This window comes from Rouxiella sp. Mn2063 (assembly GCF_049319665.1).
Taxonomy (GTDB): domain Bacteria; phylum Pseudomonadota; class Gammaproteobacteria; order Enterobacterales; family Enterobacteriaceae; genus JBMOUD01.
In genome coordinates this window covers 157,790-183,641 of the sequence record NZ_JBMOUD010000001.1, presented here as the reverse complement: position 1 = coordinate 183,641, position 25,852 = coordinate 157,790, and the positions used below count along the sequence as shown (strand labels likewise).

General features: G+C 46.7%; 22 protein-coding genes and 1 pseudogene. 12 read left to right on the top strand and 11 right to left on the bottom strand.

Features of this window, described 5'->3' with window-relative positions; all coding sequences use genetic code 11:
• Positions 1-66: 66 nt before the first annotated feature.
• Entirely contained in the window at positions 67-930 is an 864-nt protein-coding gene (nfo, locus tag ACL9RG_RS00720; protein ID WP_422790651.1) for a deoxyribonuclease IV, read from the top strand.
• 68 nt (positions 931-998) lie between these two features.
• On the opposite strand, the gene fruA is transcribed toward nfo, so the two are convergent.
• The 4 genes from fruA to ACL9RG_RS00700 form a co-directional block, all read right to left on the bottom strand.
• The gene (fruA, locus tag ACL9RG_RS00715; protein ID WP_422790650.1) at positions 999-2,699 is read right to left on the bottom strand and encodes a PTS fructose transporter subunit IIBC; all 1,701 of its coding nucleotides are present in this window, start codon (positions 2,697-2,699) and stop codon (positions 999-1,001) included.
• An 11-nt stretch (positions 2,700-2,710) separates the two neighbouring features.
• Positions 2,711-3,652 carry a 1-phosphofructokinase gene (gene fruK / locus ACL9RG_RS00710; protein ID WP_422790649.1) on the bottom strand — a complete coding sequence of 314 codons (942 nt, stop codon included), beginning with the start codon at positions 3,650-3,652 and terminating at the stop codon, positions 2,711-2,713.
• The gene (gene fruB / locus ACL9RG_RS00705; protein ID WP_422790648.1) at positions 3,649-4,779 is read right to left on the bottom strand and encodes a fused PTS fructose transporter subunit IIA/HPr protein; all 1,131 of its coding nucleotides are present in this window, start codon (positions 4,777-4,779) and stop codon (positions 3,649-3,651) included. Before fruB ends, fruK begins: the two co-directional genes overlap by 4 nt.
• A 376-nt stretch (positions 4,780-5,155) precedes the next feature.
• Complete coding sequence (locus ACL9RG_RS00700) at positions 5,156-5,410, bottom strand: YkgJ family cysteine cluster protein (RefSeq protein WP_422790647.1); 255 nt, start codon at positions 5,408-5,410, stop codon at positions 5,156-5,158.
• A gap of 233 nt (positions 5,411-5,643) precedes the next feature.
• Here ACL9RG_RS00700 and yeiP point away from each other — a divergent pair, with 233 nt between their 5' ends.
• A complete protein-coding gene (gene yeiP, locus ACL9RG_RS00695; RefSeq protein WP_422790646.1) occupies positions 5,644-6,216 on the top strand; it encodes an elongation factor P-like protein YeiP in 573 nt (190 codons plus the stop codon).
• Between the two features lie 172 nt (positions 6,217-6,388).
• Here yeiP and ACL9RG_RS00690 read toward each other — a convergent pair whose 3' ends face one another.
• Positions 6,389-6,673, bottom strand: coding sequence for a hypothetical protein (locus tag ACL9RG_RS00690; RefSeq protein ID WP_422790645.1), 285 nt, complete (start codon positions 6,671-6,673; stop codon positions 6,389-6,391).
• A 295-nt stretch (positions 6,674-6,968) separates the two neighbouring features.
• Between ACL9RG_RS00690 and ACL9RG_RS00685 the strand changes: the two genes are divergently transcribed.
• The 4 genes and pseudogenes from ACL9RG_RS00685 (at position 6,969) to ACL9RG_RS00670 (ending at position 12,183) form a co-directional block, all read left to right on the top strand.
• The gene (locus ACL9RG_RS00685; RefSeq protein WP_422790644.1) at positions 6,969-7,943 is read left to right on the top strand and encodes a CobW family GTP-binding protein; all 975 of its coding nucleotides are present in this window, start codon (positions 6,969-6,971) and stop codon (positions 7,941-7,943) included.
• Positions 7,944-8,152: 209 nt separating this feature from the next.
• Positions 8,153-8,857: a phosphatase PAP2 family protein gene (locus ACL9RG_RS00680; RefSeq protein ID WP_422790643.1), complete on the top strand. Its 705-nt coding sequence runs from the start codon at positions 8,153-8,155 to the stop codon at positions 8,855-8,857.
• Positions 8,858-9,302: 445 nt separating this feature from the next.
• A pseudogene (mepS, locus tag ACL9RG_RS00675) lies at positions 9,303-9,872 on the top strand (bifunctional murein DD-endopeptidase/murein LD-carboxypeptidase); the annotation flags it as partial.
• A 511-nt stretch (positions 9,873-10,383) separates the two neighbouring features.
• A complete protein-coding gene (locus ACL9RG_RS00670; protein WP_422790642.1) occupies positions 10,384-12,183 on the top strand; it encodes an extracellular solute-binding protein in 1,800 nt (599 codons plus the stop codon).
• Between the two features lie 89 nt (positions 12,184-12,272).
• Here the strand turns inward: ACL9RG_RS00670 and ACL9RG_RS00665 are convergent, their stop codons facing one another.
• The 3 genes from ACL9RG_RS00665 to idnO all read right to left on the bottom strand — a co-directional run bounded on the left by ACL9RG_RS00665 (position 12,273) and on the right by idnO (position 14,721).
• Positions 12,273-12,617: a YejG family protein gene (locus ACL9RG_RS00665; RefSeq protein ID WP_422790641.1), complete on the bottom strand. Its 345-nt coding sequence runs from the start codon at positions 12,615-12,617 to the stop codon at positions 12,273-12,275.
• 515 nt (positions 12,618-13,132) lie between these two features.
• Positions 13,133-13,888, bottom strand: coding sequence for an SDR family oxidoreductase (locus tag ACL9RG_RS00660; RefSeq protein WP_422790640.1), 756 nt, complete (start codon positions 13,886-13,888; stop codon positions 13,133-13,135).
• Positions 13,889-13,956: 68 nt separating this feature from the next.
• Positions 13,957-14,721, bottom strand: coding sequence for a gluconate 5-dehydrogenase (gene idnO, locus ACL9RG_RS00655; protein WP_422790639.1), 765 nt, complete (start codon positions 14,719-14,721; stop codon positions 13,957-13,959).
• A 455-nt stretch (positions 14,722-15,176) separates the two neighbouring features.
• Here idnO and ACL9RG_RS00650 point away from each other — a divergent pair, with 455 nt between their 5' ends.
• Together ACL9RG_RS00650 and ACL9RG_RS00645 are read left to right on the top strand one after the other, a co-directional pair.
• The gene (locus tag ACL9RG_RS00650) at positions 15,177-16,160 is read left to right on the top strand and encodes a LacI family DNA-binding transcriptional regulator (protein ID WP_422790638.1); all 984 of its coding nucleotides are present in this window, start codon (positions 15,177-15,179) and stop codon (positions 16,158-16,160) included.
• A 336-nt stretch (positions 16,161-16,496) separates the two neighbouring features.
• A complete protein-coding gene (locus ACL9RG_RS00645; protein ID WP_422790637.1) occupies positions 16,497-17,864 on the top strand; it encodes an MFS transporter in 1,368 nt (455 codons plus the stop codon).
• A gap of 49 nt (positions 17,865-17,913) precedes the next feature.
• Here the strand turns inward: ACL9RG_RS00645 and ACL9RG_RS00640 are convergent, their stop codons facing one another.
• Both ACL9RG_RS00640 and rsuA read right to left on the bottom strand, forming a co-directional pair.
• Positions 17,914-19,116: a Bcr/CflA family multidrug efflux MFS transporter gene (locus tag ACL9RG_RS00640; RefSeq protein WP_422790636.1), complete on the bottom strand. Its 1,203-nt coding sequence runs from the start codon at positions 19,114-19,116 to the stop codon at positions 17,914-17,916.
• Positions 19,117-19,169: 53 nt separating this feature from the next.
• Positions 19,170-19,877, bottom strand: a complete 708-nt coding sequence (rsuA, locus tag ACL9RG_RS00635; protein ID WP_422790635.1) for a 16S rRNA pseudouridine(516) synthase RsuA — start codon at positions 19,875-19,877, stop codon at positions 19,170-19,172.
• Between the two features lie 321 nt (positions 19,878-20,198).
• Between rsuA and ACL9RG_RS00630 the strand changes: the two genes are divergently transcribed.
• Both ACL9RG_RS00630 and rplY read left to right on the top strand, forming a co-directional pair.
• Complete coding sequence (locus tag ACL9RG_RS00630; protein WP_422790634.1) at positions 20,199-21,968, top strand: DEAD/DEAH box helicase; 1,770 nt, start codon at positions 20,199-20,201, stop codon at positions 21,966-21,968.
• Positions 21,969-22,163: 195 nt separating this feature from the next.
• Entirely contained in the window at positions 22,164-22,448 is a 285-nt protein-coding gene (rplY, locus tag ACL9RG_RS00625; protein ID WP_422790633.1) for a 50S ribosomal protein L25, read from the top strand.
• A gap of 99 nt (positions 22,449-22,547) precedes the next feature.
• Here the strand turns inward: rplY and yejK are convergent, their stop codons facing one another.
• Entirely contained in the window at positions 22,548-23,558 is a 1,011-nt protein-coding gene (gene yejK / locus ACL9RG_RS00620) for a nucleoid-associated protein YejK (protein ID WP_422790632.1), read from the bottom strand.
• A gap of 225 nt (positions 23,559-23,783) precedes the next feature.
• Here yejK and ACL9RG_RS00615 point away from each other — a divergent pair, with 225 nt between their 5' ends.
• Positions 23,784-24,011, top strand: a complete 228-nt coding sequence (locus ACL9RG_RS00615) for a YejL family protein (protein ID WP_422790631.1) — start codon at positions 23,784-23,786, stop codon at positions 24,009-24,011.
• A 24-nt stretch (positions 24,012-24,035) separates the two neighbouring features.
• Positions 24,036-25,793 (top strand): LPS biosynthesis-modulating metalloenzyme YejM, encoded by a 1,758-nt coding sequence (yejM, locus tag ACL9RG_RS00610; protein WP_422790630.1) that lies wholly within the window; start codon positions 24,036-24,038, stop codon positions 25,791-25,793.
• Positions 25,794-25,852: the final 59 nt, after the last annotated feature.

Genomic DNA, 25,852 nt, shown 5'->3' with positions numbered 1-25,852 from the left:
GCCCCGATAGAGATAAAACGGTTATCATCGGTAAAGATAAAAATTTCACATTTTGCTGGGGGAACTATGAAGTATGTTGGGGCGCACGTAAGTGCAGCGGGCGGTGTCGATCAGGCGGTATTACGGGCACATGAATTAGAAGCAACGGCTTTTGCACTCTTTACCAAGAATCAGCGCCAATGGCGCGCCGCGCCGTTAGCAACAGATGTAATCGATAAGTTCAAACGTGCATGTGAGAAATATGGCTATACCAGCAAGCAGATCCTGCCTCACGACAGCTATCTCATTAACCTCGGCCACCCAGTGCAAGAAGCGTTAGATAAATCCCGCGAAGCCTTTATTGATGAACTACAGCGCTGCGAACAGCTCGGGTTGTCGTTACTCAATTTCCACCCTGGCAGCCATTTGATGCAAGTGAGCGAAGAGCGCTGTCTGGCCACTATCGCCGAGTCTATCAATATCGCACTGGATAAAACCCAAGGCGTTACTGCTGTTATCGAAAACACGGCAGGTCAAGGTAGCAATCTAGGTTTTCGCTTCGAGCATTTAGCAGCCATCATCGACGGCGTAGAAGACAAAAGCCGCGTTGGGGTGTGTATTGATACCTGTCATGCTTTCGCTGGCGGTTATGATCTGCGTACACAAGCCGATTGTGAACATACCTTTAAGCAACTCGGCGACATCGTCGGCTTCCAATATTTACGCGGTATGCATTTGAACGATGCTAAAAGCGCGTTCAATAGTCGCGTTGACCGCCATCACAGCCTCGGCGAAGGTAATATCGGCAAAACCGTTTTCAGCTACATTATGGCCGATTCGCGGTTTGATAATATCCCGCTGATTCTGGAAACCGTGAACCCTGATATCTGGATTGATGAAATTGCCTGGCTGAAATCACAGCAAAATAAAGCCGATGAAGCGGCAGCATAATTTTTAAAACAATAAAAAAGCGCCTTATTGGCGCTTTTTTATCATTCAAACTCCCATCCTAAATAGTATTAGCGAGCAACTACTGCTGCCTTTGCCGCTAACTCGCTATCAGGGCGTTTTAACAGTGCGTAAGCTACGCCTGCCAATAATGTCCCGGCGATAATCGCCACCAAATAGAGGAACACCGGGGTAATCGCACCAGGGATCAACAGAACGAACAGGCCGCCGTGCGGTGCCATCAGCTTAGCGCCGAAGGCCATCGATAATGCGCCAGTCAAAGCACCACCGGCGATACAGCATGGCAGAACACGCATCGGGTCACGCGCAGCAAACGGTATCGCCCCTTCAGAGATAAAGCACAGGCCTAACACCAACGCCGCTTTACCGCCTTCACGCTCGCCTTGTGCAAATTTATTGCGCGCTAACAATGTGGCTAATCCCATCGCCAGCGGTGGAACCATGCCAGCCGCCATAATTGCCGCCATCGGCGCGTAAACAGAAGAGCTGAGCAGCGCGACGCCGAAAGCATAAGCGGCTTTATTTACCGGTCCGCCCATATCTGTACACATCATCGCCCCAAGGATAGCACCCAGCAAAACCGCGTTGGCAGTACCCAGCGACTGCAACCAATGGGTCAACCACTCCATGATTTTCGCAACCGGCGTACCGACCACATAGATCATCACCAAACCGGTCGCCAGGCTAGCAAGCAGCGGAATGATTAAAATCGGTTTGAGTGCTTCCATACTCTTTGGCAGATGCAGTTTGCTACTAATCAGCTTCGCTACATAACCGGCAAGGAAACCGGCAATAATACCGCCGAGGAAACCCGAACCTAAACTTACCGCTAACATACCGCCAATCAGCCCCGGCGTTAAACCCGGACGGTCAGCAATAGAGAAAGCAATAAACCCGGCTAATACTGGCACCATCAGTGCAAAGGCTGAGCCGCCGCCGATTTGCATCAATGCCGCTGCCAATGTGCCTTTTACTTCAAATGCTTTGATACCGAAGATGAAGGATAAAGCGATACACAGCCCACCCGCGACCACCATTGGTAACATATAAGACACGCCAGTTAACAGATGGCGGTAAGGGCCTGCACCAGACTCTTTCTTCTTCGCAGTTTCTGGTCCACCGGATTTGCTTGGTGAAAACAGCTCAGCTTCAACCAAGGCTTTATCCAGTTCTTGCTTGGTCTTTTTGAGTGCCAGACCTGTAGAGGTACGATACAGCGGTTTACCTGCAAACTTATCCAGGTCAACCTCAATATCAGCAGCCACAATCACTAAATCTGCTGCCGCCACTTCCTCGGCCGTAATCGCATTACCCGCACCCACTGAACCACGAGTTTCTACTTTTACCCACCATCCACGTTTATTGGCTTCAGCTTCGATGGCTTCAGCTGCCATAAACGTATGCGCCACGCCGGTCGGACAAGCGGTTACCGCCACGATACGTTTCGGGCCGGTAGACACTGCTACTTTTGCCTGAGCCGGTAGTTGGTATGGCGCAGCTTCCGACAGCGCGCGTTGCAAGAATATGTCGGGTTCTTGAATTGCTAGGGCGATATCACCTTGATAAAAACGCTTGCCGACTAATGCTGCATCCGCAGGCAAATGCTCGCCAGCAAACAGCACTAACTCAGCGTCGGAAATCAACTCAACCGTCGTATGCCCAGCTTTAACAGCAGCGGCAGTAAGCATGTTTCTTGCAAGATGCGCTCTGGCCTGCCCTTGCAAACTGTCAATAATCAGCAGAGTTTTCATTCTGCCTCCCGCTATGCGTTAAAAGGTTTCAGATCAACACGGGCCATCATCGCCGCAAGCTGCGGGCGGTCGACAATACCGACATTGCTTTGACTGACGGCCAATGCCGCCACCGCCGTTGCCAAACGCAACGTATGCTCACTTGATTCACGCATCAACAGACCATAAATCAGCCCGCCAACCATCGAATCTCCAGCCCCTACCGTACTAACCACTTCGCAAGATGGCGGCTTGGCAATCCAGGCACCTGAGGCATTAACCCATAGCGCGCCTTCGGCCCCCAGAGAGATCACGACATGCGCAATCCCTTGTTCACGCAGCGCGTGAGCGGCATCAACCACATCCCCTAATTCAGGTAGCTTACGGCCAGCCCAAATTTCTAATTCACGACGGTTAGGTTTGACCAACCAAGGTGCGGCTTTCAGACCGGCGACTAAAGCTTCACGGCTGCTATCGAAAATAATGCACGGGCACAATGCACGCAGGCGGACCATCCACTCGGTGAAAGCGGCTGGGTCGACACCAACTGGTAAGCTGCCGGAAACGGCGACCATATCAAACTGCCCAAGCCAGGAGAGAGAATCGGTCACAAATTTGTCCCAATCCTGCGTAGTCACTTCAAAACCAGAGAAATTAAAATCGCTGACTTCCCCATCTTTCTCGGTCAATTTGACGTTGATGCGGGTGCGCCCATTAACCACTTGGAAACGGTTAGCGATGCCTAGATCGCTAAACAGGTGCTGAAATCCATCCTGGTTTTCTTTCCCCAGAAAACCACCAACGGTGACATCGATGCCTAAATCTTTTAGCACTTTGGCAACGTTAATTCCTTTACCCGCGGCATGAAGGCCGGTGGTTTTCACCAGGTTAACTTCCCCACGTTCGATTTCCGGGCAATAACCGACTAAATCATAAGCAGGGTTTAGGGTAATGGTAGCAACTCGACGACTCATACAACTTCTCCTAAGCCAGCAGCGATAGCATCGCCGATGGATTGTAATGCGATTTCTGCATCTTCACCGTTAGCGGTAAAGCGCAAGTGATGACCTTTTTTTACGCCCAGCGCGACGACTTTCATCAAGCTGCGGCCATTGGCAGGTTTACCGCTACCATCCAGATTGGTAACAGTAATCTCACTGCTAAATTGTTTAATAACATTGACCAACGCAGTACCCGGACGCGCATGCAAACCGTGTTCATTGCGAATAATATATTCGGCACTCAGGCTATGATTCTGTTCAGCCACATCACTGGTGAGCAATGCCAACAGTTCAACGGGGTCCGCCGTTAACAGACGAGATGCTTTGCGAGCAAGTAACAAATCGCTGAGGTAATTGAGGACGTTTAGTGGCTGGTCATCAACAACGGAAACGGTCAGCAACATGGCAACTTGTTCACCGTCTTGGGTGAAAGGCTGTGCAGGACGACTTAGTGTGACCGCGCTCTGCAAGTTGCCTTGCGGGCTATCACTCAGCCAAATACCCTGTCCCAGATTAAGTGGATGACGACTAATAACATCGCTGACAAAGGCAGTATCAACCGCACCAATCTGCTGCAAGCGGCCAGCATTTAGCGCCTGTAGTGTAATAAGATTATTGGCAGCGACTTCTACGTCTATCAGTTGGCTATCAAACAACAGTTCTTGGCTGTTTTTCTCTCCCATCAGCAAACTACGCAACTCTTCAGCACTGGTGGTTTCTGCCATTTGTTTGGCAACACGATCGTCGCTTAAAACGTGGGTTAATTGGCGTAATAACGCCAGGTGTTCATCAGACCGCGCGGCAATACCAATCACCACGTAGGCAGTTTGTCCCTCGCCCCATTCTATACCTTGTGGAAACTGTAAAATTTGTACGCCAGTTTCTAACACCAAATTTCGGGTATCGGTGGTGCCATGAGGAATGGCAATGCCATTGCCCAGGTAAGTTGACGTTTGCAACTCACGTTGCAGCATCCCATCAACATAACCCTCGCTGACACGGCCCGCCTTTGTAAGGGCCGTTGCGACCTGGCGAATTGCTTCCTGCTTATCACCAGCCACCGCGTTAAGGTGAATATCTTGCTGTGACAATTCGAACATAAGCATTCTCCCCGCTGAAATTGAATCGTTTCAGCTTTTGTGGCAAAAATAAGCGAGATCTCGTTGACCGAATAAAAAAGACCTCGCTGAAACGTTTCGATGGAGTTTTATTCTGAGTGAAGTTTTATGCAAGTTTTGCGTGATTTTGTGATGTGATTTTATGATGTCACGCACATTTCCTAACTTCAGAGCGGTCATTTCGTCAGCAAAACAAGAAAAAATGACGGCGTTGCTGACAAAAGCTGAACGTGATTAGAAAGTGATGGTGTTAATTATCTAAAGTAACGTTAATGAGGCGAGATGATGCATAAAGAGTGAGCTGAACGAAGTTTCAGCCGGGCGAGAATTTGATGCCCAAAACGGCCAACAAGGCTAATTATGGTGCCGTGTCACGTTCTAATTTATGCAGATAAATCAATGCATCATCTCGATTAGCGTGACACATTTCTCGGCTGGCCTGTAAGCTGCCGCAGACTTTAGGACGCAAAGGGGAAAAGAACAATAAACAACGCATGTTGTCATCAAGCTGAACGCATCGCGTATTGGCTGGTTTACCATTAGGCATACCGGGAATCGGGCTAGAAATCGAGGGCGCAATACAGCAAGCCCCACAGTCGGAACGACAGTCCATCAGCAGCTCTCCAATGGGCTGATTATTGAGGGCAGACAATAGCAGCACGGGCTTATCATCACCAGTGAAATCGTCTCTGTGGTGAACGGATTGTTGATAGCTCAAGATGACACAGAAAAACAGCGAAAATACTCTACTTTTCGACGCTATTTTGTGTGCTATCACTTGCCTGAAATCAGCGGCGCGGGTAACGTGTCGCACATTATTCAAATTCTCTGCTGACAGGTTATTTTATGGCACGTGCTAACGAAATTAAACGCGGTTTTGTGATCAACTACGACGGAAAATTGCTGCTGGTCAAAGATATTGATGTACAAAGCCCAAGCGCTCGTGGTGCAAGCACCTTATATAAAATGCGTTTCTCTGACGTGCGTACCGGCATGAAAGTTGAAGAGCGTTTCAAAGGCGATGATATTCTCGATACCGTTACCCTCACCCGCCGTAAAGTGAATTTCTCCTACGTAGATGGCGATGAGTATATCTTTATGGATGATGAAGATTTCACGCCATACACCTTTAATAAATCGCAAATCGAAGAGGAATTGCTGTTTATCCCTGAAGGTGGTTTAGCAGGTATGCAGGTTCTGACATTAGATAGCCAACTGCTGGCGTTAGAAATGCCACAAACCGTAGATCTGGAAATCGTTGAAACAGCGCCAGGGATTAAAGGGGCATCAGCCAGCGCCCGTAACAAACCCGCAACTATGAGCACCGGCCTGGTTATTCAAGTACCAGAATACCTCAGCACAGGTGATAAAATTCAGATTCATATCGCGGAACACCGCTATATGGGCCGCGCTAGCTAATAAGTGGCCAATAAGAGCAAACATCAAGAGCGCTACGGCGCTCTTTTTTTATCTTTTATTTAGCAAACTTAGCGATTAGAGAAATAAAAAAACCGCAGTTGCCTAGTTTGGAACTAAGCAGCCTGCGGCCAGCAGTCGTCAATCAAGCGAATGACTTAATTGAGGTAGAACATCAGTTATAGCTGATGGTAGTAATAAGTAAATTGGGATGATTTGCCACCGGCCTGGTGGAGACGGTACCAAGGTCTAGAGGAAGCTTAGCGGATTCGATAGCCCCTACGGACACCTTTTGAGAAATCTCAGCGGTTTTTCCCCCTTGGAAACAAGAAGAAGTCACCACATTTTCTGAAGAATTAGTTGTACAACCGCCGTCGATAATCTGCCCATAAAAATGGATAATACCGTCTGCAGCTTGAGTCATCCCTGAGGTTAGCAATCCAAAAAACAGCACAATCATGTGTCTGCTCATTGTCACCTCAAATTAATACTTTAATAATGTTATTCCTAGGCTGTATTGAGCGAGTGAACTCCATACATCGAGGATCTTTTTTACCTTTAGCAATGGCCGTAACCACGTTAAATATCAATAAGTAAATAATCAAAGTTACGGTTCATACTAAAGTATCGGCACTATAATGGATGTTCTTTAAACCAAAAGGCATCTTTTGCAAAGCTTTATGATTAAACCTGCATAAATGCCATTTAGATTAAGTTAATCATAGAGTTATAAAATTACATCAAAAGGTTTCAACATGACCCTAACCAACCTCATTACCGGTTTTCTTGGCAGTGGCAAAACCACGACGATTTTGCACTTACTGGCGCAAAAACCTGAGCATGAAAAATGGGCAGTGCTGGTAAATGAATTCGGTGAGGTGGGGATTGATGGCGCATTGATGGCAGAAAGCGGTGCAGTACTGAAAGAGATCCCTGGTGGATGTATGTGCTGTGTTAATGGATTGCCGATGCAGGTAGGATTAAATATGTTGCTGCAACAAGCCAAACCAGACCGCTTGTTGATAGAGCCGACAGGACTGGGGCATCCCAAACAAATTTTAAATCTCCTGACTTCGGATGTTTATAAGAGCTGGTTAACCCTCAATGCCACATTGTGTCTGCTTGATGCAAGACAACTCAGCGAGCCTCGCGTCGTAGAAAATGAAAACTTCCGCGATCAACTGGCCTCGGCTGATATTATCGTCGCCAATAAAATAGAAATGTACCGCGATGCTGATAAGCAGGCGTTGGCCGATTGGATAGCCGAACGCGATCCCGCTCTACCGTTTATTACGACCAGCCAGGGTAAAATCAATTATCAGCTACTAGACACTCCGCGCGCGAATCTGCGAACCTTACCCGACGGACAACATCATCATGCCCACAAATCATCGTCTGGATTAGCAGCCCTAAGTTTGCCGGGTAAACAGCGCTGGCGCAGGGCATTAAATCATGCGGGTGGCTATTCTAGCTGTGGCTGGATTTTTGATGCAGAGACCGTCTTTGATACGGTAGGAATATTAGATTGGATAAGGAATGCGCCCGTTGAACGAGCCAAGGGCGTAATACGTATAAAGGAAGGTACATTACGTGTAAATCGTCAGGGAGAGGACCTCCACATCGATACACTGCCCGTGGCGCCCTTAGACAGCAGAATTGAGCTCATTACTCAATCAGAAGTGCTATGGAATGAGTTGCAATCTATCTTGTTGAAGATTCGTTTAAGCTAAAAGCCTTAACGTAACCCAAACTTAATACATTTATACCCAATAGACTTTAAAATGCAGGTGGCAACCGAGGGATAAACCGGGTCAATGACCGGTTTGAACAGCAATTTTGCTGGCCCGAAGAAGCGAAGCCCAGGATGGGCCGAGTAACTAAGGGCTGTTCCCCTGTGTTTTGGAGGATGGCGGGTTTATCAGTCTATAGGTCTTGTTTTATGTGGTACCGTAATTTACCTGCAATTATCGTGCTTAATATTTTAGGCATCGCACTGTTCTTGTCTTTCTACCTGCCAGCCAATCATGGCTTCTGGTTTCCGATTGACTCGTCGGTTTTCTTCTTTTTTAATCGCCACTTGGCTACCAACGAGACGTTCTTACATTTAGTTGCTATCACCAATAATCGTGCATTCGACGTTTGTTCATTGATAGCAATGGGCCTGTTGTATCTTTCTTACTATCTCAAAAGAGATAAAGAAGGACGCCGCCTGATGATTATTATTGGTATAGTGATGCTTTTAACCGCAGTGGTGTTCAACCAGCTCGCTCACCAACTTCCGGTTTCCCACCAAAGCCCGTCGTTGTTCTTCCCACACGTTAATCGCGTCAGTGAGCTGACCGGTATTCCAACAAAGGATGCTTCATCTAATAGCTTTCCTGGTGACCACGGGATGATGCTGATGATTTTCTCCTGCTTTATGCTGCGCTATCTGAGCCGAAGCGCTTTTGCGGTGGCTATCATTATTACGATTATTTTCTCGTTACCGCGGATTATGATCGGTGCCCATTGGTTCACTGATATTGCGGTAGGATCGCTATCAGTCGTGATGGTTTGCGGGAGTTGGTGGCTGATGACGCCAGCCAGCGATTGTATTGTCAATTGGTTAAGCGACAAGTTACCAAAAACAGGTCGAATGCGTTAACTTTTAGGAGTAATGGTCATTTCCTGAAATATTCTATCCTGTTATGGCTGAAGCATAGGCAGTGCCTTATTCAGCCATTTTTTCAAAAATGAAACCTGAAAAAAGCATAAAAGAACATTTACCTTCCCCCTTGTATTGCCTCGTTTTTATACTATTTTTACGCCAAAAAACTAGACACTTCTTTACGTTAAGATATCAGTTTTGTTACATAACTATTTCTTATTAAAAAATGTAGAAAACCTCTCGCAATCCCCGATCCATTACGGTAATCTCGACCCCGTTGCACAGAAATGTGGCATTTAAAGCTAAAACAAATAAAAACGTGCTCTGACGCACATTTAGATGATTTAGTCTTTGCGCCCGATCAATGTGCTCAGTAATCTCGCTTCGTTTGGCAATTTACTAACGATACATTCGTTAAGGACAGCAAGGGAAAACACTAATAATGGTCAAGTCTCAACCTTTTATGAGATATATCTTGCGGCTGATACCCGCAATTGGCGCGGCAATCGTTTTATCCGCGTGTAGTAGTACACATTCTTCGAACACAGAAAACGCGCAAACTGAGATGCATGCAGTTCGGGACTCAAACGGTCTTTTACTTCAAGCCTCTCAGGATGAATTCGAAGCAATGGTTCGTAACGTCGATATTAAATCCAAGATTATGGATCAATATGCAGACTGGAAAGGCGTTCGTTATCGGTTAGGTGGCAGCAGCAAGCGTGGTATCGATTGTTCTGCTTTCGTTCAGGTAACTTTCCGCGAACAATTTGGTTTAGACTTACCCCGCTCGACTTATGAGCAAGAAGATACGGGTAAAAAGATTCAGCGTAACAAGCTGCGTCCAGGCGACTTAGTGCTGTTCCGTGCCGGTTCTACCGGGCGTCACGTAGGTATTTATTTAGGTAACGATCAGTTTGTTCATGCTTCAACCAGCAATGGTGTCATGATTTCAAGCTTGAATGATACTTACTGGAATAAACGTTACCGTGAAGCAAGACGGGTTCTGAAATCAGGCGCTACGGTGAATACACCGGCGATGAGCTTCAGTAATAACAGCAACGCTGATTCGAGCGAGCACAGCTAAAAAAACGCTCTTGTTGTCCAAACCAAGCGAACTTAAAAAAACGTCATCTTTGGATGGCGTTTTTTTTTGCTTTGTATTGCCCCCCGCCGTTTTACAACTTTTTTATACGTTGCCGCGATACACCCGATTTTTATTCTATTTTTACAGCCGCTATACCAAAAATAATTGGAGTGGCACCAAGGCGGCAAGGAAATGACAAATCAGTCTGGTACTGATTTGAACAGCGCTTTGTGCTGGCCCGTAGGGTGAACCCCAAGGACGGGGCTCATCATCCAGATGAGATTAATAAGATAAGTGATTCGGGTCCGCCAACGCAGAGGCAAATTCAAATAGGGCGGGTATATACCCACTTTGGTACCTACGATTCATTTAGCAACCCTGACGCTCTTGTGATAAAACAACACTCTCGAAATAACTGCCACAGTAATAGGAGCTTAGGATGTTTGTGCGACGGTTTACCGCAGGTTTATTGTCACTACTAACGTTCTACGCCAACGCCGCAATTATTGATGATGGTTACGCCTTCTCGGTATTAGGCGAACCCAAATATATCTACAACTTCAATCATTTTGACTACGTCAATCCAGCAGCCCCCAAAGGCGGCAGCATTACTTTGGCCGCGATTGGCTCTTTCAATAGTTTTAATCATTTTGCATCACAGGGTCATCCCGCTGTAGGCAGTGAGACGCTCGACGATAGCCTATTTACACCATCGAGCGATGAAGTTGGCAGCTACTATCCATTGATTGCCGATTCAGCACGCTATGATAGTCAGTTTAAGTGGCTTGAAGTCGAAATAAATCCCCGCGCCCGCTTTCAGGATGGCTCGCCAATCACAGCTCAGGATGTGGCCTTTACGTTTAAGACGTTAATGACTGAAGGGGCGCCACAAGACCGGGAAACATATAAAGGTGTCGTCGTAAAAGCCATCTCACGCTTAACCGTCAGATTCGAGTTTCATCGCCCAGACAGAGAACAGATGCTCGGCTTGCTAGCCTTACCCATCGTTTCTAAGAAGTTTTGGCTACAACATAAACTCAATCGAATGATCGCGACACCACCGTTGAGCAGCGGCCCTTATCGTATTAGCCAATATAAGCTTGGGCAGTATGTGGTGTATTCGCGAGTGCCCGATTATTGGGCCGCAAATTTACCAGTAAATCGTGGCCGCTATAACTTTGATACCATCCGCTATAACTATTATCCAAATCAGCAGGCAGCATTAGCGGCTTTCAAGTCCGGGCATGTTGATTTGATTCAAGAAGACTCCCCAAAAAACTGGGCCACGCAATACCAAGGAAGTCCCTTTAGCAAAGGTTTTATAGTTAAACGTGATGAAATCAATCAGGCGGCACAGAATACGCGGTGGCTAGCTTTTAACGTTCAACGCCCTCTATTTAAAGACAGACGTGTTCGCGAAGCGCTCACACTCGCTTTTAATTTCAACATGATAAATAGAAGCCTGTTTTATAATACTTATCAACGCACCACCAGCTACTTCCAAAATACTGAGTATGCTGCGACTCACTATCCTGACAGCGCAGAGTTGGCGTGGCTTGCACCGTTGAAGTCTGCAGTGCCTGATGAAGTATTTAGCCATCTCTATCGGCCACCGCAGGCTGAGAGCAATAATGCGAATCTGGTAAAAGCAGCGCAATTACTCAAACAAGCCGGTTGGGAGAAAAAAGATCGGCAACTTGTGAATGATATCAGTGGTAAAGCCTTTACCTTCGAATTAATCATTCCAAGCGACGCTGACGCTGTATATCTCAAGTTTTTCCAGGATAATTTACTGCGTTTGGGAATACATATGAACATCAAACAGCTTGATGGTTTGCAGTTTACCAAACGTGCCCATGAGCACGATTACGATATGATCCCCGTCGTCTATAAGGCCCAGCCTTACCCTGGCAAAAATCTGCTATTACTTTGGAACAGCAAATATACCAACGCCGCTGAAAATATGTCTAACGTTGCCAATCCTGCCATCGATACGCTAACGAGAGAGATCGCCGCTAATCAAGGAAAACCGGCGGCTCTACTGCCCCTTGGACACGCCTTAGACAGAGTATTAACCTGGAATATGTTGATGATCCCATTGTGGTATAGCGAAAGAGACCGCTACGCCTATTGGGATAAATTCTCCGCGCCAAACAACGGCCCATATTTTACGCTGCAGTTGGATACCTGGTGGTTTGATGTCAACAAAGCCGCTCGCTTACCGGCAGAATATCATTAGCCAACCCAGGCAAAGAGGAGAGATAACACAACAGATACACTTATAGAACGGCCCGATATGCATCGTGAACCGATCAATAAGTGTCGTGTTCAGGAAGGATAAATAGCGTAAACAGACTCCGCAATGGCTACACCAATATTCTTTAATCGGCACATCGTCGCGCTTTCATCATCACGTTTCACAAACAGACAAGGCTCACCATCGTATTCCACCACAGCGCTCTCAACTTGGATCTCTTGCAGAGACAACGCTAAATTGCGCATCACCTGTCGGGCAATCTCTGCCTCATGGCTTAATAATTTAAGGCCAATCAAGTTGTCATTGTCATCAACATTGCTAAGCGGAATCGGTTCAACTCTGATACCGGCAAAACCTGATAACCAACGATAGCTTTGCGGTAATCGATGTACTACCGAAAGTTGGATATTATTCACGATGGGTCCCCAGAAAGCGTCTAATAAAATTTCACGCCAAACCACACATTCAACATGCAGGGCCAAGCGAGGTACTTGTGCATCCATTGCATAATTAACAACCTAAAATTTACATTCCATTAACCATTTAAGGACAAAAAATCCAATATGGCGTGTATTTATGTCAAATAAAGGCAATTTTGCTACAGACATCTCATTTTTTATATTTGTAATCTTTTCCAGACCATTTCTCAACCAATTTCACCATTGATTTTCACTTTTAAGATCTACTTTTTTCACACAAAAGAAACAATTCATCAGCGATCATTAAAATTAACCTGGCATGTACGGCAACTTATGGGGATTTTTTGGCACGAACCGTCTGATGAAGTTAGCGGTTGGATGGAGCTAAAAGGATGATAAAACTGATAGATGCAATGACAGTTAAGTCATGGCCATCAATTCGAGATGAAAAATGGTGGCCACAACCAGTTATACCGCGTTATCGATGTCGTATTTTGATATCAACCCGGCACTCAACCTCGCCCAATAAACGGCATGGCTGTTGCCATAACAGTCATTGTCTGCACATTAGTGTCGAGCGATAGATTAGCCATGAACACTACCGCTTCAGCAACCCGTTCAACATCAATAACTGGCTCTTGCACAATTTGGCCATTAGCCTGTTTTCTTCCCTCTAAAGCTGAATTCCCCATATCGGTAGAAGCATTCCCAATATCAATCTGACCACAAGCAATATGGTATTTTCGCCCATCCAGCGATGTCGATTTAGTCAAACCTGTAATAGCGTGTTTACTGGCAGTATAAGGCGCGGAGTCCGGGCGTGGCGAATGCGCAGAAATAGAACCGTTATTAATAATACGCCCACCCATCGGCCGCTGCTTTTTCATCAATCTTACTGCCGCTTGAGTGCATAAAAAGCTACCGGTCAAATTCGTGTTAATCACCGAAAGCCAGTTTTCAAGCGGTAAGTCTTCAATCGGCACTTCTGGCGCGCTGACGCCTGCATTATTGAATAATAAATCTAAACGGCCAAAGCGCTGTTCAATCTCATCAAACAGCACGTTGACAGAATCAGCAGACGTCACATCAAGCTCATAAGCAAATGCCTGCCCAGCGCTAAATTGTGCTATTGCTTCATCTAATTTATCTCTGCGCCGACCGGTAAGAACAACCAGATAGCCAGCAGCCGCTAGTGCTTTGGCTGTACTCAAACCAATCCCTTGACCCGACCCCGTTACCAACGCAATTTTCTTCTGGTCTTGATTCATCCGTAATCTCCTTACTTTGGTAAAATTGGTAGCATTAGGTGTCCAGCCTGACGATACGATGTGGCGATTTACACCGCCGCCATCATCCCACCGTCAATAAACAGTAATTGGCCATTAACAAAATCAGAAGCTCGAGAGGAAAGATAAACCGCACCACCGATCAATTCCTCTGGATTTCCCCAGCGTGCAGCAGGCGTGCGTTTACACAGCCAGTCGGAAAAGGCTTTATCATTAACCAAAGCTTGCGTCATATCTGTTTTAAAATAGCCGGGGGCAATGCCGTTTACCTGAATGTTGTAGCGGGCCAATTCGACACACATTCCACGCGTCAGCATTTTCACCGCACCTTTAGATGCAGCATATGGCGTAATGGTATCGCGCCCTAGTTCGCTTTGAATCGAACCGATGTTGATAATTTTGCCGCGCTCACGCTGTATCATGTAACGGGCAACGGCTTGCGAAACCAGAAACACCGATTTCTGATTCACAGCGATAATGTCATCCCAATCCTTTTCAGGGAATTCAGTAAATTTGTGCCGGCGCTGAATACCAGCGTTATTAATCAACACATCAATGGCACCAATTTCACGCTCAATATAGTCAATGGCCTGATTAACTGCCTGGCTGTCGGTGACATCAAAGGCCTCAGAGTGGGTAATAAAACCCGCTTCTCTGAGTGTTTCTGCCGCTTTTCTGGCAGAGTCAGCAGAAGTGCCGTTAACAATAATTTCAGCGCCCTGCTCTGCTAATCCTTTCGCCAGCAAATAGCCTAAACCGCGAGACGAACCGGTCACCAGAATCTTTTTGTTATCCAACGAAAATAAGTTTGTCATTATCACTAATCCTAACAGCTGAAGTCAGTCAAAGGCTCCGAATAGGACAGCCTGCGAATATCAATCATCATCCCCGTTATACTTGCAGTTGCCTCTGCGTTGGCGGCAGTTGCTTAATCAAATCACTTGAACTTAGTAAGCTCATCGAGAGACGCTGCCTTAATACAACTCCAATTATTTGGGGTATGGGCGACATGAAAGCTTTTTCCCAGACCTTGAACTGTGACGAGGATCACCTAAAATAGTGTTAAAAAACTCTGTTACTACAAGCGTGAAGCAAGTCATTCGTAATTAACGTTTTTTCCATGGAAAGGCTATGTTACTCAACTCAATTTCATCGATATGAAACCACCATACTTTTGCCTGAACTTCCGGTCGTTGTCTGCCCGACTACAATTTGTTAACATTCGAATAATTAGCTGCCCATTGCTTTCACCTTCACGCTGGATTAACGGATGAGAAATCAACGCGTCACACTACAAGATATCGCGTTACTCGCCGATGTAACTAAGATGACCGTCAGTCGTTTTCTGCGCACGCCAGAGAAAGTCTCGGCTGAAACACGTGAACGTATTATCAAGGTGATGCAAGAAGTGGGTTATCCACTTGAAGAGGCAGAGAAACTCCAGCAAAGTCGGCGCATTGGCATCTTAGTACCTTCTTTCAACAACCAGATTTTTTCCGATTTATTAGCCGGTATTGAGTCCGTTACCTCGCAGCAGGGCTATCAAACGTTGGTGGTCAATTATGATTACAGCAAAGAACGTGAAGAAGAGCATATTATCAATCTGCTGACTTATCGGCTGGCTGGATTAATTTTGACGGATTCTGTTCATACGCTTAAAGCAGAAAAGTATCTTAATGCCGCCGCAATTCCGATTGCTCAAGTTATGGATTTTGATCAATCCAGCACGCGCATTTCAGTTGGGTTTGATAATTATCAGGCTGGATATGACATGGCAGCTGCATTACTTGCCAGTGGCAAAAAAAATGTAGTTTATTTTGGTTCAATGTCTGATGCGCGTGATAAGAAACGCTTTCAGGGATATAGCCAGGCGATGTTGAACAATAAACTGACGCCACAACAAATCATGCCTAATAAAGTCTCTTCGGTTTCTATTGGCGCCGGAATGCTGACGCAGGCAATGCAAATGTACCCACAAATTGATGCCATACTTTGTACTAACGATGATATTGCCGTTGGTGTGTTACAGGAATGCTTAAAACAAAACATTCAAGTACCAGAGCAAATGGCAATTTCCGGTTTTCATGGATTAGATATTGGTCTGGCAACCACTCCTGAGATGGCTAGCGTCATTACGCCTCGTTTTGAGATAGGTAAAGTTGCTGCGGAAATTTTATTAAATAAAATCAACAACAAGCCAACCACTGAGCACATAAACTTGCATTATCGCCTATCCCTCGGCGGCACCATATAGCCTATTCCTACCCATAATTTACATTATTTCATCTCCCCCCTAAATAAGTAGAATTGCACCAAGGTGGCAAGGGAGCGTAGCCAACAGTGAGGCAACGTCAAGAATGACGGGAATACATGAGTTAGCGATCACGTTACCAGTAACATGATTTTTTAACATGGGCTAACGTGAATTAAATCACAAAATAATATTCTCAACCTGCTTTTATTAAGACATCACAACATGGTGCTTGTTGGTTATTCCCCTAAAAGGACAGGCTCATTTATTTAGAGAAATAACATCGTGCTGCTCATTGAAAGAGCGTAAAGCATGGTATTAAAAGCAGAGGTGTAATAGATGGATAATAAAATACCTAAAGCTCGTTGGTTGCGTGTGATTACACCAATTCTCATCGCCTGTATTATCTCGTTTATGGATAGGGTGAATATTAGTTTTGCTATGCCAGGTGGAATGGATGCAGAGCTTGGTATTACTGCTTCAGTTGCTGGTTTAGCGGCAGGTATTTTCTTTATTGGTTATCTGTTTTTGCAAGTTCCCGGTGGCAGCATTGCCGTTAATGGCAGTGGCAAAAAATTCATTGCCTGGTCGCTGTTAGCCTGGGCGATTATTTCGATATTAACCGGAATGGTCACCAATCATTACCAGTTACTATTCCTGCGTTTTGCATTGGGTGTATCCGAAGGTGGCATGTTACCTGTGGTGCTGACAATGGTTAGCAACTGGTTCCCCGATGCTGAACGTGGTCGGGCAAACGCCTATGTGCTGATGTTCGCCCCTTTGGGTGGCATGATCACCGCCCCGCTGTCAGGCCTAATACTTGATGCTTTAGATTGGCGTTGGTTGTTTATTATTGAAGGTGCATTATCAGCTGTCGTCATGTTGCTATGGTGGTTCACCATCAGCGACCGTCCAGAAGAAGCCAAGTGGCTATCAGAACGTGAGCGCGATTATCTGGTCAGTGAATTGTCCAAAGAGCGGGAAGCGTTACAAGGTTTGATCAAAGTAGAGAAAGCACCACTGAAAGAAGTCTTCCGCAATAGCTCTCTGGTTAAGCTCATTGTGATCAACTTTTTCTATCAGACCGGCGTGTACGGCTATACCTTATGGTTGCCAAGTATTTTGAAAAACTTGACCGGCGGAGACATGAGTTCCGTCGGGATGCTGGCCATCATTCCTTATATCGGCACGATGTTAGGTATTTTCGTTTTATCATTTTTATCAGACAAAACCGGCAAACGCAGAATGTTTATTATTCTCCCTCTGTTAGGTTTCGCCGCCTGCCTGTCCGCTTCGGTCACTTTTGACAGTAATATCATGACCGCCTATTTCTTCTTGGTCGGCGCTGGCTTCTTCTTACAAGCTGCCGCCAGCCCGTTCTGGACGATTCCGGCAAAAGTCACAACCTCTGAAGTAGCCGGGAGCGCGCGTGGTGTCATTAATGGCTTAGGTAATTTAGGCGGCTTTTGTGGGCCCTATTTGGTCGGTGTGATGGTGAGTTTCTATGGCCAAAGCATTGCTATCTATGCGCTGGGTGTCTCTTTGTTGATTGCGGCATCAGTTACCGCATTGTTGCCGAAAGAGTGCGATATGGCGCTCGTTCCTGGTGCTAAAGCCAAAGCGATGGCTAATCAATATTCCCTGGCAAAAGCGCAAGCAAAAGCTCGCGCGCAGCAACAAGCTACCAATCTTTCTATTACTAGCTAAGTTCAACAATACCGCGCACGCCCGAATCTTCGGGAGTGCGCGTTTTCAATTACGCGGTTTGTTCACTTTTTGCAGGCCGGCTGGCGTAGATATACAGAACAACGGAAGCAAAAATACAAAATGCCATTGAGCCAACCATTGGCCAGGCACTTTTTGCTGGAAATAGCGCTAATAGCGACCCCACCGCAGCTCCAGTACTAAACCGAATCGTCCCCGCCAATGAAGCAGCCGTTCCCGCCATGTGAGGAAAATCATCCATAACAACGGCCATTGCATTGGATGTTACCAGTGCAATACAACCAACATAGCAACCTATGCCGAAGACGAGCGGCCAGAAACCTAATCCCAATGCGCTGACGATTAATAACCAAATGCCCATAATCAATTGGATAGTTATTCCAAAACGGAACATTTTCTCGGCACCGAAACGGCGAACACTGCGGCTATTAATGGTGGTGAAGATCACCATGAAGACAATATTTAGCGCGAAGTAAAAACCAAAGTTCTGCTCGGATACGCCATTCAGGTCGATATAAACAAACGGTCCGGCACTTAAGAAGGAGAACATCCCGGCAAAAGAGAAGCCGCTGGATAACATGTAGCATAGAACGCGTTTATGGCGGAACAACGTCGCAAAATTACCCAGGCTATTACGTAAGTAAAAGCGCTGTCGTTTCTCTTTGGGGAGGGTTTCTTTAATGAAAAAGCCCACCAACACGGCTGCAATTAATGCAGCAATCGACATTGCCCAGAAAATCGCGTGCCAGCTAAACATTAACAATAAGGTGCCACCCAGCATCGGTGCCACCAAAGGAGCAATGGTCATGACCAACACAACAAACGACATCATGCGTGAGAATTCGTCTTTGGTGAACATGTCACGCATTAAGGCATTGATAACTACGCTCGCGGCGGCCGCAGCCAGACCATGTAGCAAGCGCATATAAACCAATTGCTGCACTGATGCTGACAGTGCGCAGGCTGCGGCGGCAAGTGCAAACGCCAACACCCCCCAGAAGATCACCGGCTTACGACCGTAACTATCGGCTATCGGTCCGTAAAAAAGCTGCCCAATAGCAAACCCGAGCACATAGATGCTGAGGGTCATTTGCACACTACCCGCCGGCACGCCAAATTCTTGAGCGATAGCTGGCATACTTGGCAAATACATGTCGATAGCCAACGGCATCAACATCGACAACAATCCCAGGATAAAGATCAAACCTACGTGGGATGTCCGGTTCTCTTGCACTTTTACCAACTCCTCATTAAATACCGCACGGGTAGCGTTGTGGTTACAGTAAATTAACGTGAGGGCATGCCAACGCTGGCAACTTCCTCGTCGGTCAATAACCGATATTCACCGGGCTCGAGATCATCATCCATTACGATAGCGCCGATACGTTCGCGATGAAGCGCAACAACACGATTTCCTACCGCAGCAAACATCCGCTTAACTTGATGATAGCGCCCTTCGCTAATCGTCAAGCGCACCAGGCACTCTTCGACTTGCTCTAGCTGCGCCGGTAAAGTCAGAGAATCTTCATTATGCAGTTGTACACCCGCAGCAAACTGCTCGGCAGTATCAGCAGCCAATGGATGCTCAAGCGTCACTAAATAGGTTTTTTCGCAGTGATGTCTAGGAGAGGTAATACGGTGTGACCATTGGCCGTCATCCGTCATCAGCACTAAGCCCGTAGTATCGATATCCAGTCGTCCGGCAGCGTGCAATTTATAAGCAACCGGCTCATCGAGAAAGTAAAGCACCGTTGGGTGATCGGGATCATCTGTTGAGCAGACGTAACCTTGAGGTTTATTGAGCATGAAGTAACGAGGGCCAGTAATTTGATCAAGCACATTGCCATCAAATTCAACCCGCTGTTCCGGAGATAATTTCAGCGCGCCGCTTTTTACAATTTCGCCATCTACCGTGACACGTTTCGCACGCAGCTCGCGCGCAACAAGCGCCCGGCTGACTCCTAACTGCTGTGATAAAAACTTATCCAATCGCATGTGAATCTATTTAGCCTGTCTTGGCAGCCGATAAACGACCGCGTTACTGATAAAACACAATGCACCACCCTTGCGCCAAGAGTCGCGGCAATCAATGAAGCATTGGTATGTTCGATATGAAATAGTTGCAATATGTTATTATTGCTGCGGGGACAGCCTTGCTGCCAATTAGAGTGCTAAGTATAACTGTGCTTACGCTAAGAACATAGATGCATATCCACACAATATGTAAAAATCGTCTTAATAACTAATCGCTTCGCGCCATCGTCAGCGCCATGATTTCTTGGCATAATTAAACCCTGTTTTTTAAGCTGGTGCCGCATGCAATCCACGTCTTTTACCCTTCGCCCCTATCAGCAGGAAGCCGTTGATGCCACCCTGAACCATTTTCGCCGCCACGATACGCCAGCGGTCATTGTGCTACCAACAGGTGCAGGGAAAAGTTTAGTCATTGCCGAACTGGCAAGGCTCGCGCGCGGCAGAGTTTTAGTGCTCGCTCATGTAAAAGAGTTAGTGGCACAAAACCACGCTAAATATCTTTCTTATGGAATGGATGCCGATATTTATGCCGCGGGCCTTAACGTTAAACAGAGCCAGGGGAAAGTGGTATTTGGCAGCGTGCAGTCTGTAGCCCCCAATCTTAATCAATTCGACAGCGCCTTTTCTCTACTGATTATTGATGAGTGCCACCGCATCAGTGATGACGATAATAGCCAGTATCAACAGATCATTGGCCATTTACGGGCGGCAAATCCTCGCCTGCGCCTGTTGGGGCTAACAGCCACGCCTTATCGGCTCGGTAAGGGCTGGATTTATCAATTTCATTATCAAGGGATGGTACGCGGGGATGACCGTAGCCTATTCCGCGATTGTATTTTTGAGCTGCCGCTGCGCTACATGATCAAGCACCAGTTTTTGGTACCACCAGAGCGTCTGGATATGCCGGTAGTACAATATGATTTCAGTCGCTTGCAGCCTAATAACAATGGTCTGTTTGCCGAAGCCGATCTTAACAAAGAGCTGCGGCAACAAACGCGTATTACACCACATATTGTCAGCCAAATTTGTGAGTTCGCTGCCGATAGGCGCGGCGTAATGATTTTTGCCGCCACGGTTGAACACGCCGGTGAAGTCTTCCGCTTATTGCCCAAAAACGAAGCCGCATTAATCAGCGCACAAACGCCTGCGGTCGAACGTGACAGGTTAATCGGTGAATTTAAACAACAACGTTTGCGTTATCTGGTGAATGTTTCAGTACTGACAACTGGCTTTGATGCGCCACACGTTGACCTAATTGCTATTTTGCGCCCGACTGAGTCTGTCAGTTTATATCAGCAAATCGTCGGACGCGGTCTGCGACTTTACGAAGGTAAAAGCGATTGTCTGATCCTCGATTACGCAGGAAATCCGCACGATCTCTTCACACCCGAAGTAGGAAGCAGCAAGCCGGCCGGTGACAATAAGCCGGTACAAGTATTTTGCCCTGGCTGTGGTTTCGCCAATATCTTTTGGGGAAAAACCACCGAAGATGGCAGCATAATTGAACATTTTGGCCGCCGCTGTCAGGGATTTTTAGAAGATGATGAGGGTAACCGTGAGCAGTGTGATTACCGTTTTCGTTTTAAAAGCTGCCCACACTGCGGCGCAGAAAACGATATCGCCGCTCGCCGTTGTCATCAGTGCCAGGAAGTGCTGGTTGACCCAGACGATATGCTAAAAGCCGCTCAACGCCTGAAGGACGCCTTAGTGTTACGCTGCGGCGGAATGGCGCTGGAAGCCGGGCAAGATGACCAAGGTGAGTGGCTAAAAATCACCTATTACGATGAAGATGGTGCCAGCGCCAGCGAACGTTTCCGTTTAAAAACACCGGCACAGCGGCTAGCGTTTCTGCACAATTTTATGCGCCCGCATCAACGCGCACCCGGCGTGCCGCTGGAATGGAAAACCGCACAAGATATTCTGGCTCAGCAGTCGCTATTACGCCATCCAGATTTTGTCGTCGCAAGAATGAAGGGGCGTTTCTGGCAGATCCGCGAAAAGGTTTTTGATTATCAAGGGCGTTTTCGTCGCGCCCATGAATTACGCGGTTAAGGCAGCGAACAATTCATCAGCATCAAAATTGCATTATTGATTGCCGCAGCGGCGATACTTCGATAACATATCGCCCGCTTTCGCCATGTGCGGAGCGAAGAACTATTTAGTGCATTTAGTGTATGACACAAATCACTAACCAACCTGTTGCTGGGTCGCCTGTAACGGGGTTAATTTTCTTAAAAGAGAAAAACAATGTTTACTATCAATGTAGCAGTACGTTCTGTGCAGGGTAAGGGTGCGAGCCGCCGCCTGCGCGCAGCAAACAAATTCCCAGCTATCGTTTACGGTGGCTCTGCTGAACCAGTTTCTATCGAACTGGACCATGATTCTGTTAAGAACATGGAAGTTAAAGCGGAATTTTACAGCGAAGCAATCACTCTGGTTATCGACGGTAAAGAAACCAAAGTTAAAGTTCAGGCTGTGCAGCGTCACCCGTTCAAGCCAAAACTGACTCACATCGACTTCGTTCGCGTTTAATCGCAAACGAGATTGATACGCTACGGGACGCCGAAGCGAGAGTGATAAAAAACGCCGCAATTGCGGCGTTTTTTATTGGCTGTGATTCAAGAAATTCGTTTAGCTGTTTCCACTGCCGGTACGACGCATCAGTTGATCGCGTAAATTCGGTGGCGTGCCTTTAATAGTCAGCGTGTCCGTTGCAGGATCCCAGAAAATTCGCTCGCCCATTAACAGCGCATCAAAATTAATGCTCAATCCCCCGCCACTGCCAGCAAACTTGGTCAACTGACGCAATGTTCCGCGATCCGCAGGGAAACTCTCTTCCAACTGATAACCTTGCTCGGCCGAAAACTGTTTAAAATCTTTATCCCCAAGCGGGGCTAATTCGTCAGATAGCCCTTGTAAGGCGATCTCTTCACCCGCTTGCAGTTGCTCGTTACAGTAAGAGTAAACCTGCTGGCGATAATTCTGACGCTCATTTTTATCTAACTGCGCGTCGGCACAATAATCATCAACCGCCTGTAATAGTCCCCGGTTCTGCGCTTTGGTATCGAGACCTTCGCTTGCTGCCAGGAAATCCATGAAGAAATCCGAAACTTTACGCCCTACTCGTCCTTTTAAGAAAGTCAGATAGCGTGTTGATTCTGGATTGGTTTCCCATTCAGTCAAATCGATACGGGCAACGATATCAGCATGATTAATATCCAGATAATGAATGCTGCTGACATCAAGTTCTTCATTCACACGCATGCTGCTGCGGCTATTGAGCACCGCAATCAATAAATATTCTACCGCTAAAAAACGGTAGTGGCAGAAAAGCACAACGCCGCCTTCGGCAAAAGGATATTTAGCCAACTCATCACGCAAACGCCCGGTCGCTGCGCGACTGAACCCCAGGAAATCCTCTTCGCCCTTACGACAATTACGCAATGCGTCGGCTAATTCACTACCTTCGTTAAACAAGCCATAAGCCTTGCTTTTGGCACTGTATACCCGGTGTAATTCGGCCATCATCTCTTCAACCGCCGCATTGGGGGTTAAAAGGCTATCGCGCAGCACAACATCCAGCGTCTGCTCGTCGCGTTTATTCAACTGGTGTAGAGCGATCTGCTCGATATCCAGACTCATGATTATTCTCCTGTCTTGGTGGCGGTTGGCCTTGCGCGCGTATTCAAACACTGAAGGCTTGCCGCTGCAACTATTAACCCCCGACTAAGGGTGGAGTACAGCGCTGTAACAGTACAAAACAAGTCCAATCGATGCCTGAACACTTTTAACGTTATAAAAATGCGGAAAGTCATCCCACGATAAGTTAAGATATTGGACTTTGTCAGGCTTTGAGCACATTTATCTATGCCACAATCATCTCGTTACAGTGACGAACACGTTGAGCAATTGCTGTCAGAATTAGCTAACGTACTGGAAAAACACCGCACTCCCAATGACCTTTCTTTGATGGTTTTGGGTAATATGGTGACTAACCTTATCAATACCAGCGTCGCGCCGGCTCAACGTAAAATGTTAGCCCGCTCATTTGCTGATGCGCTACAAGCATCGGTGAAAGAAGATAAAGCCCATTAATCTACTGATTACCCAAACTCCCTTATGGTGACAAATAGCCAGCGCTATCGCGAAAAAGTCTCCCAGATGATTAGCTGGGGCCACTGGTTCGCCCTGTTTAATATCCTGCTTGGTCTTGGACTCGGCAGTCGCTATCTATTTGTCTCCGATTGGCCTTCCTCGTTTGAAGGCAGGGTATATGCCTTAGTCAGTTGGCTTGGGCACTTTAGCTTTGTCGGTTTTGCCGCTTATCTACTGATTGTGTTTCCACTGACTTTTGTCGTGATGTCACAACGGTTATTGCGTTTCCTTTCGGCCATTTTAGCAACCATGGGTCTCACCTTGTTGCTGGTCGATACCGAGGTCTTTACTCGTTTCCATTTGCACATCAATCCAGTTGTTTGGGATCTGGTGGTCAATCCCGGTGAGGGGGAAATGGCGCGCGATTGGCAACTGATGTTCATCTGCGTTCCGGTTATATTCCTCATTGAGATGCTATTTGGTACCTGGGCGTGGCAAAAGCTACGCAGCTTGAATCGCCGTAACTTTGCCAAACCGCTCGTTGCGCTATTTATTAGCTGCTTTGTTGCCTCACATCTGATGTACATCTGGGCTGATGCCAATTTCTACCGCCCGATTACTATGCAACGCTCAAATCTACCGCTTTCTTATCCAATGACTGCGCGTAAATTCCTGGAAAAACACGGGTTACTAGACGCCCAAGCCTATAAACAGCGGCTTATTGAGCAAGGCGATCCCGAAGCGCTGTCGGTTGAATATCCGCTAAATAGCATCAATGTACGCGATAGCGGCAGCGGTTATAATTTACTGATGATCGTCGTTGATGGTCTGCATGCATCAACAACGGCAAAAGATATGCCGATGCTGGCAACATTTGCTGCGCAAAACGTCAGCTTCGCGCAGCATTACAGTTCAGGAAATATGAATGATACCGGACTGTTTGGACTATTTTATGGGATATCCCCGACCTACCTGGATGGGGTGATTAACTCACGTAAACCGTCAGCATTGATAAGCGCATTAACACAGCAAAACTACGAGTTTGGCTTGTTTGCTTCCGATGGATTTAATAGTCGACTTTATCGCCAAGCCTTGTTATCCGACTTCTCTCTACCCGCACCGGTACAACAAGATGATGCACAGACCACTCAGCAATGGCAGCTGTGGCTAAAAGCGCGCAACGATCGCCCATGGTTCTCATATTTAAGCTTCGATGCGACATCTGATGCCTTGGCACAAAAATTACCTAAGGGTTCTTCTGTACAGTCTACCTATCAGCAAGCAGCATCACGCGTTGATCAGCAGATAAATAACGTACTGCAAACGCTACAAGAGCGTGGAGAACTGGATAAAACCGTTGTTATCATTACGGCATCACAAGGCATAAATTTCAACAGCAATGCCAGTGCATTGAGCCGCGACAGGTTACAAGTACCGCTGATTATCCATTGGCCTGGCACGCCAGCACAAACCATTAATAAGCTGACATCGCACGAAGATGTCATGACGACGTTGATGCAGCGTTTATTGCACGTAAGTACAGCGCCTGCGGACTATTCACAAGGGGAGGATTTATTCTCCGCTCGTCGTCGACATAACTGGGTGACTAGTAGCAACGATGGCTCACTAGTGATAACTACGCCAACCCAAACGATTCAGTTGGAGAATAATGGTGAATACCATGCCTACAACAAGATAGGACATAGACTGAACGATCAAAAACCAGAGCTGGGTCTGCTGTTACAAGTCCTGACCGATCAAAAACGCTTTGTTGCTAACTAGAAATAATACAGTTGCTCATAACCCGGCAACTGTATTCTCCCCCTGCTATATAAAATCAC

Excerpts from the sequence above, each read along its gene's own strand:
- rplY (WP_422790633.1), top strand. The coding sequence starts at position 22,164 with ATGTTTACTATCAATGTAGCAGTACGTTCTGTGCAGGGTAAGGGTGCG.
- ACL9RG_RS00690 (WP_422790645.1), bottom strand. The coding sequence starts at position 6,673 with ATGATTGTGCTGTTTTTTGGATTGCTAACCTCAGGGATGACTCAAGCT.
- yejK (WP_422790632.1), bottom strand. The coding sequence starts at position 23,558 with ATGAGTCTGGATATCGAGCAGATCGCTCTACACCAGTTGAATAAACGC.
- nfo (WP_422790651.1), top strand. The coding sequence starts at position 67 with ATGAAGTATGTTGGGGCGCACGTAAGTGCAGCGGGCGGTGTCGATCAG.
- yejM (WP_422790630.1), top strand. The coding sequence starts at position 24,036 with ATGGTGACAAATAGCCAGCGCTATCGCGAAAAAGTCTCCCAGATGATT.
- fruA (WP_422790650.1), bottom strand. The coding sequence starts at position 2,699 with ATGAAAACTCTGCTGATTATTGACAGTTTGCAAGGGCAGGCCAGAGCG.
- ACL9RG_RS00670 (WP_422790642.1), top strand. The coding sequence starts at position 10,384 with ATGTTTGTGCGACGGTTTACCGCAGGTTTATTGTCACTACTAACGTTC.
- fruB (WP_422790648.1), bottom strand. The coding sequence starts at position 4,779 with ATGTTCGAATTGTCACAGCAAGATATTCACCTTAACGCGGTGGCTGGT.
- rsuA (WP_422790635.1), bottom strand. The coding sequence starts at position 19,877 with ATGCGATTGGATAAGTTTTTATCACAGCAGTTAGGAGTCAGCCGGGCG.
- ACL9RG_RS00680 (WP_422790643.1), top strand. The coding sequence starts at position 8,153 with ATGTGGTACCGTAATTTACCTGCAATTATCGTGCTTAATATTTTAGGC.
- ACL9RG_RS00630 (WP_422790634.1), top strand. The coding sequence starts at position 20,199 with ATGCAATCCACGTCTTTTACCCTTCGCCCCTATCAGCAGGAAGCCGTT.
- ACL9RG_RS00650 (WP_422790638.1), top strand. The coding sequence starts at position 15,177 with ATGAGAAATCAACGCGTCACACTACAAGATATCGCGTTACTCGCCGAT.
- ACL9RG_RS00660 (WP_422790640.1), bottom strand. The coding sequence starts at position 13,888 with ATGAATCAAGACCAGAAGAAAATTGCGTTGGTAACGGGGTCGGGTCAA.
- yeiP (WP_422790646.1), top strand. The coding sequence starts at position 5,644 with ATGGCACGTGCTAACGAAATTAAACGCGGTTTTGTGATCAACTACGAC.
- ACL9RG_RS00700 (WP_422790647.1), bottom strand. The coding sequence starts at position 5,410 with ATGGACTGTCGTTCCGACTGTGGGGCTTGCTGTATTGCGCCCTCGATT.
- fruK (WP_422790649.1), bottom strand. The coding sequence starts at position 3,652 with ATGAGTCGTCGAGTTGCTACCATTACCCTAAACCCTGCTTATGATTTA.
- idnO (WP_422790639.1), bottom strand. The coding sequence starts at position 14,721 with ATGACAAACTTATTTTCGTTGGATAACAAAAAGATTCTGGTGACCGGT.
- ACL9RG_RS00685 (WP_422790644.1), top strand. The coding sequence starts at position 6,969 with ATGACCCTAACCAACCTCATTACCGGTTTTCTTGGCAGTGGCAAAACC.
- ACL9RG_RS00615 (WP_422790631.1), top strand. The coding sequence starts at position 23,784 with ATGCCACAATCATCTCGTTACAGTGACGAACACGTTGAGCAATTGCTG.
- ACL9RG_RS00645 (WP_422790637.1), top strand. The coding sequence starts at position 16,497 with ATGGATAATAAAATACCTAAAGCTCGTTGGTTGCGTGTGATTACACCA.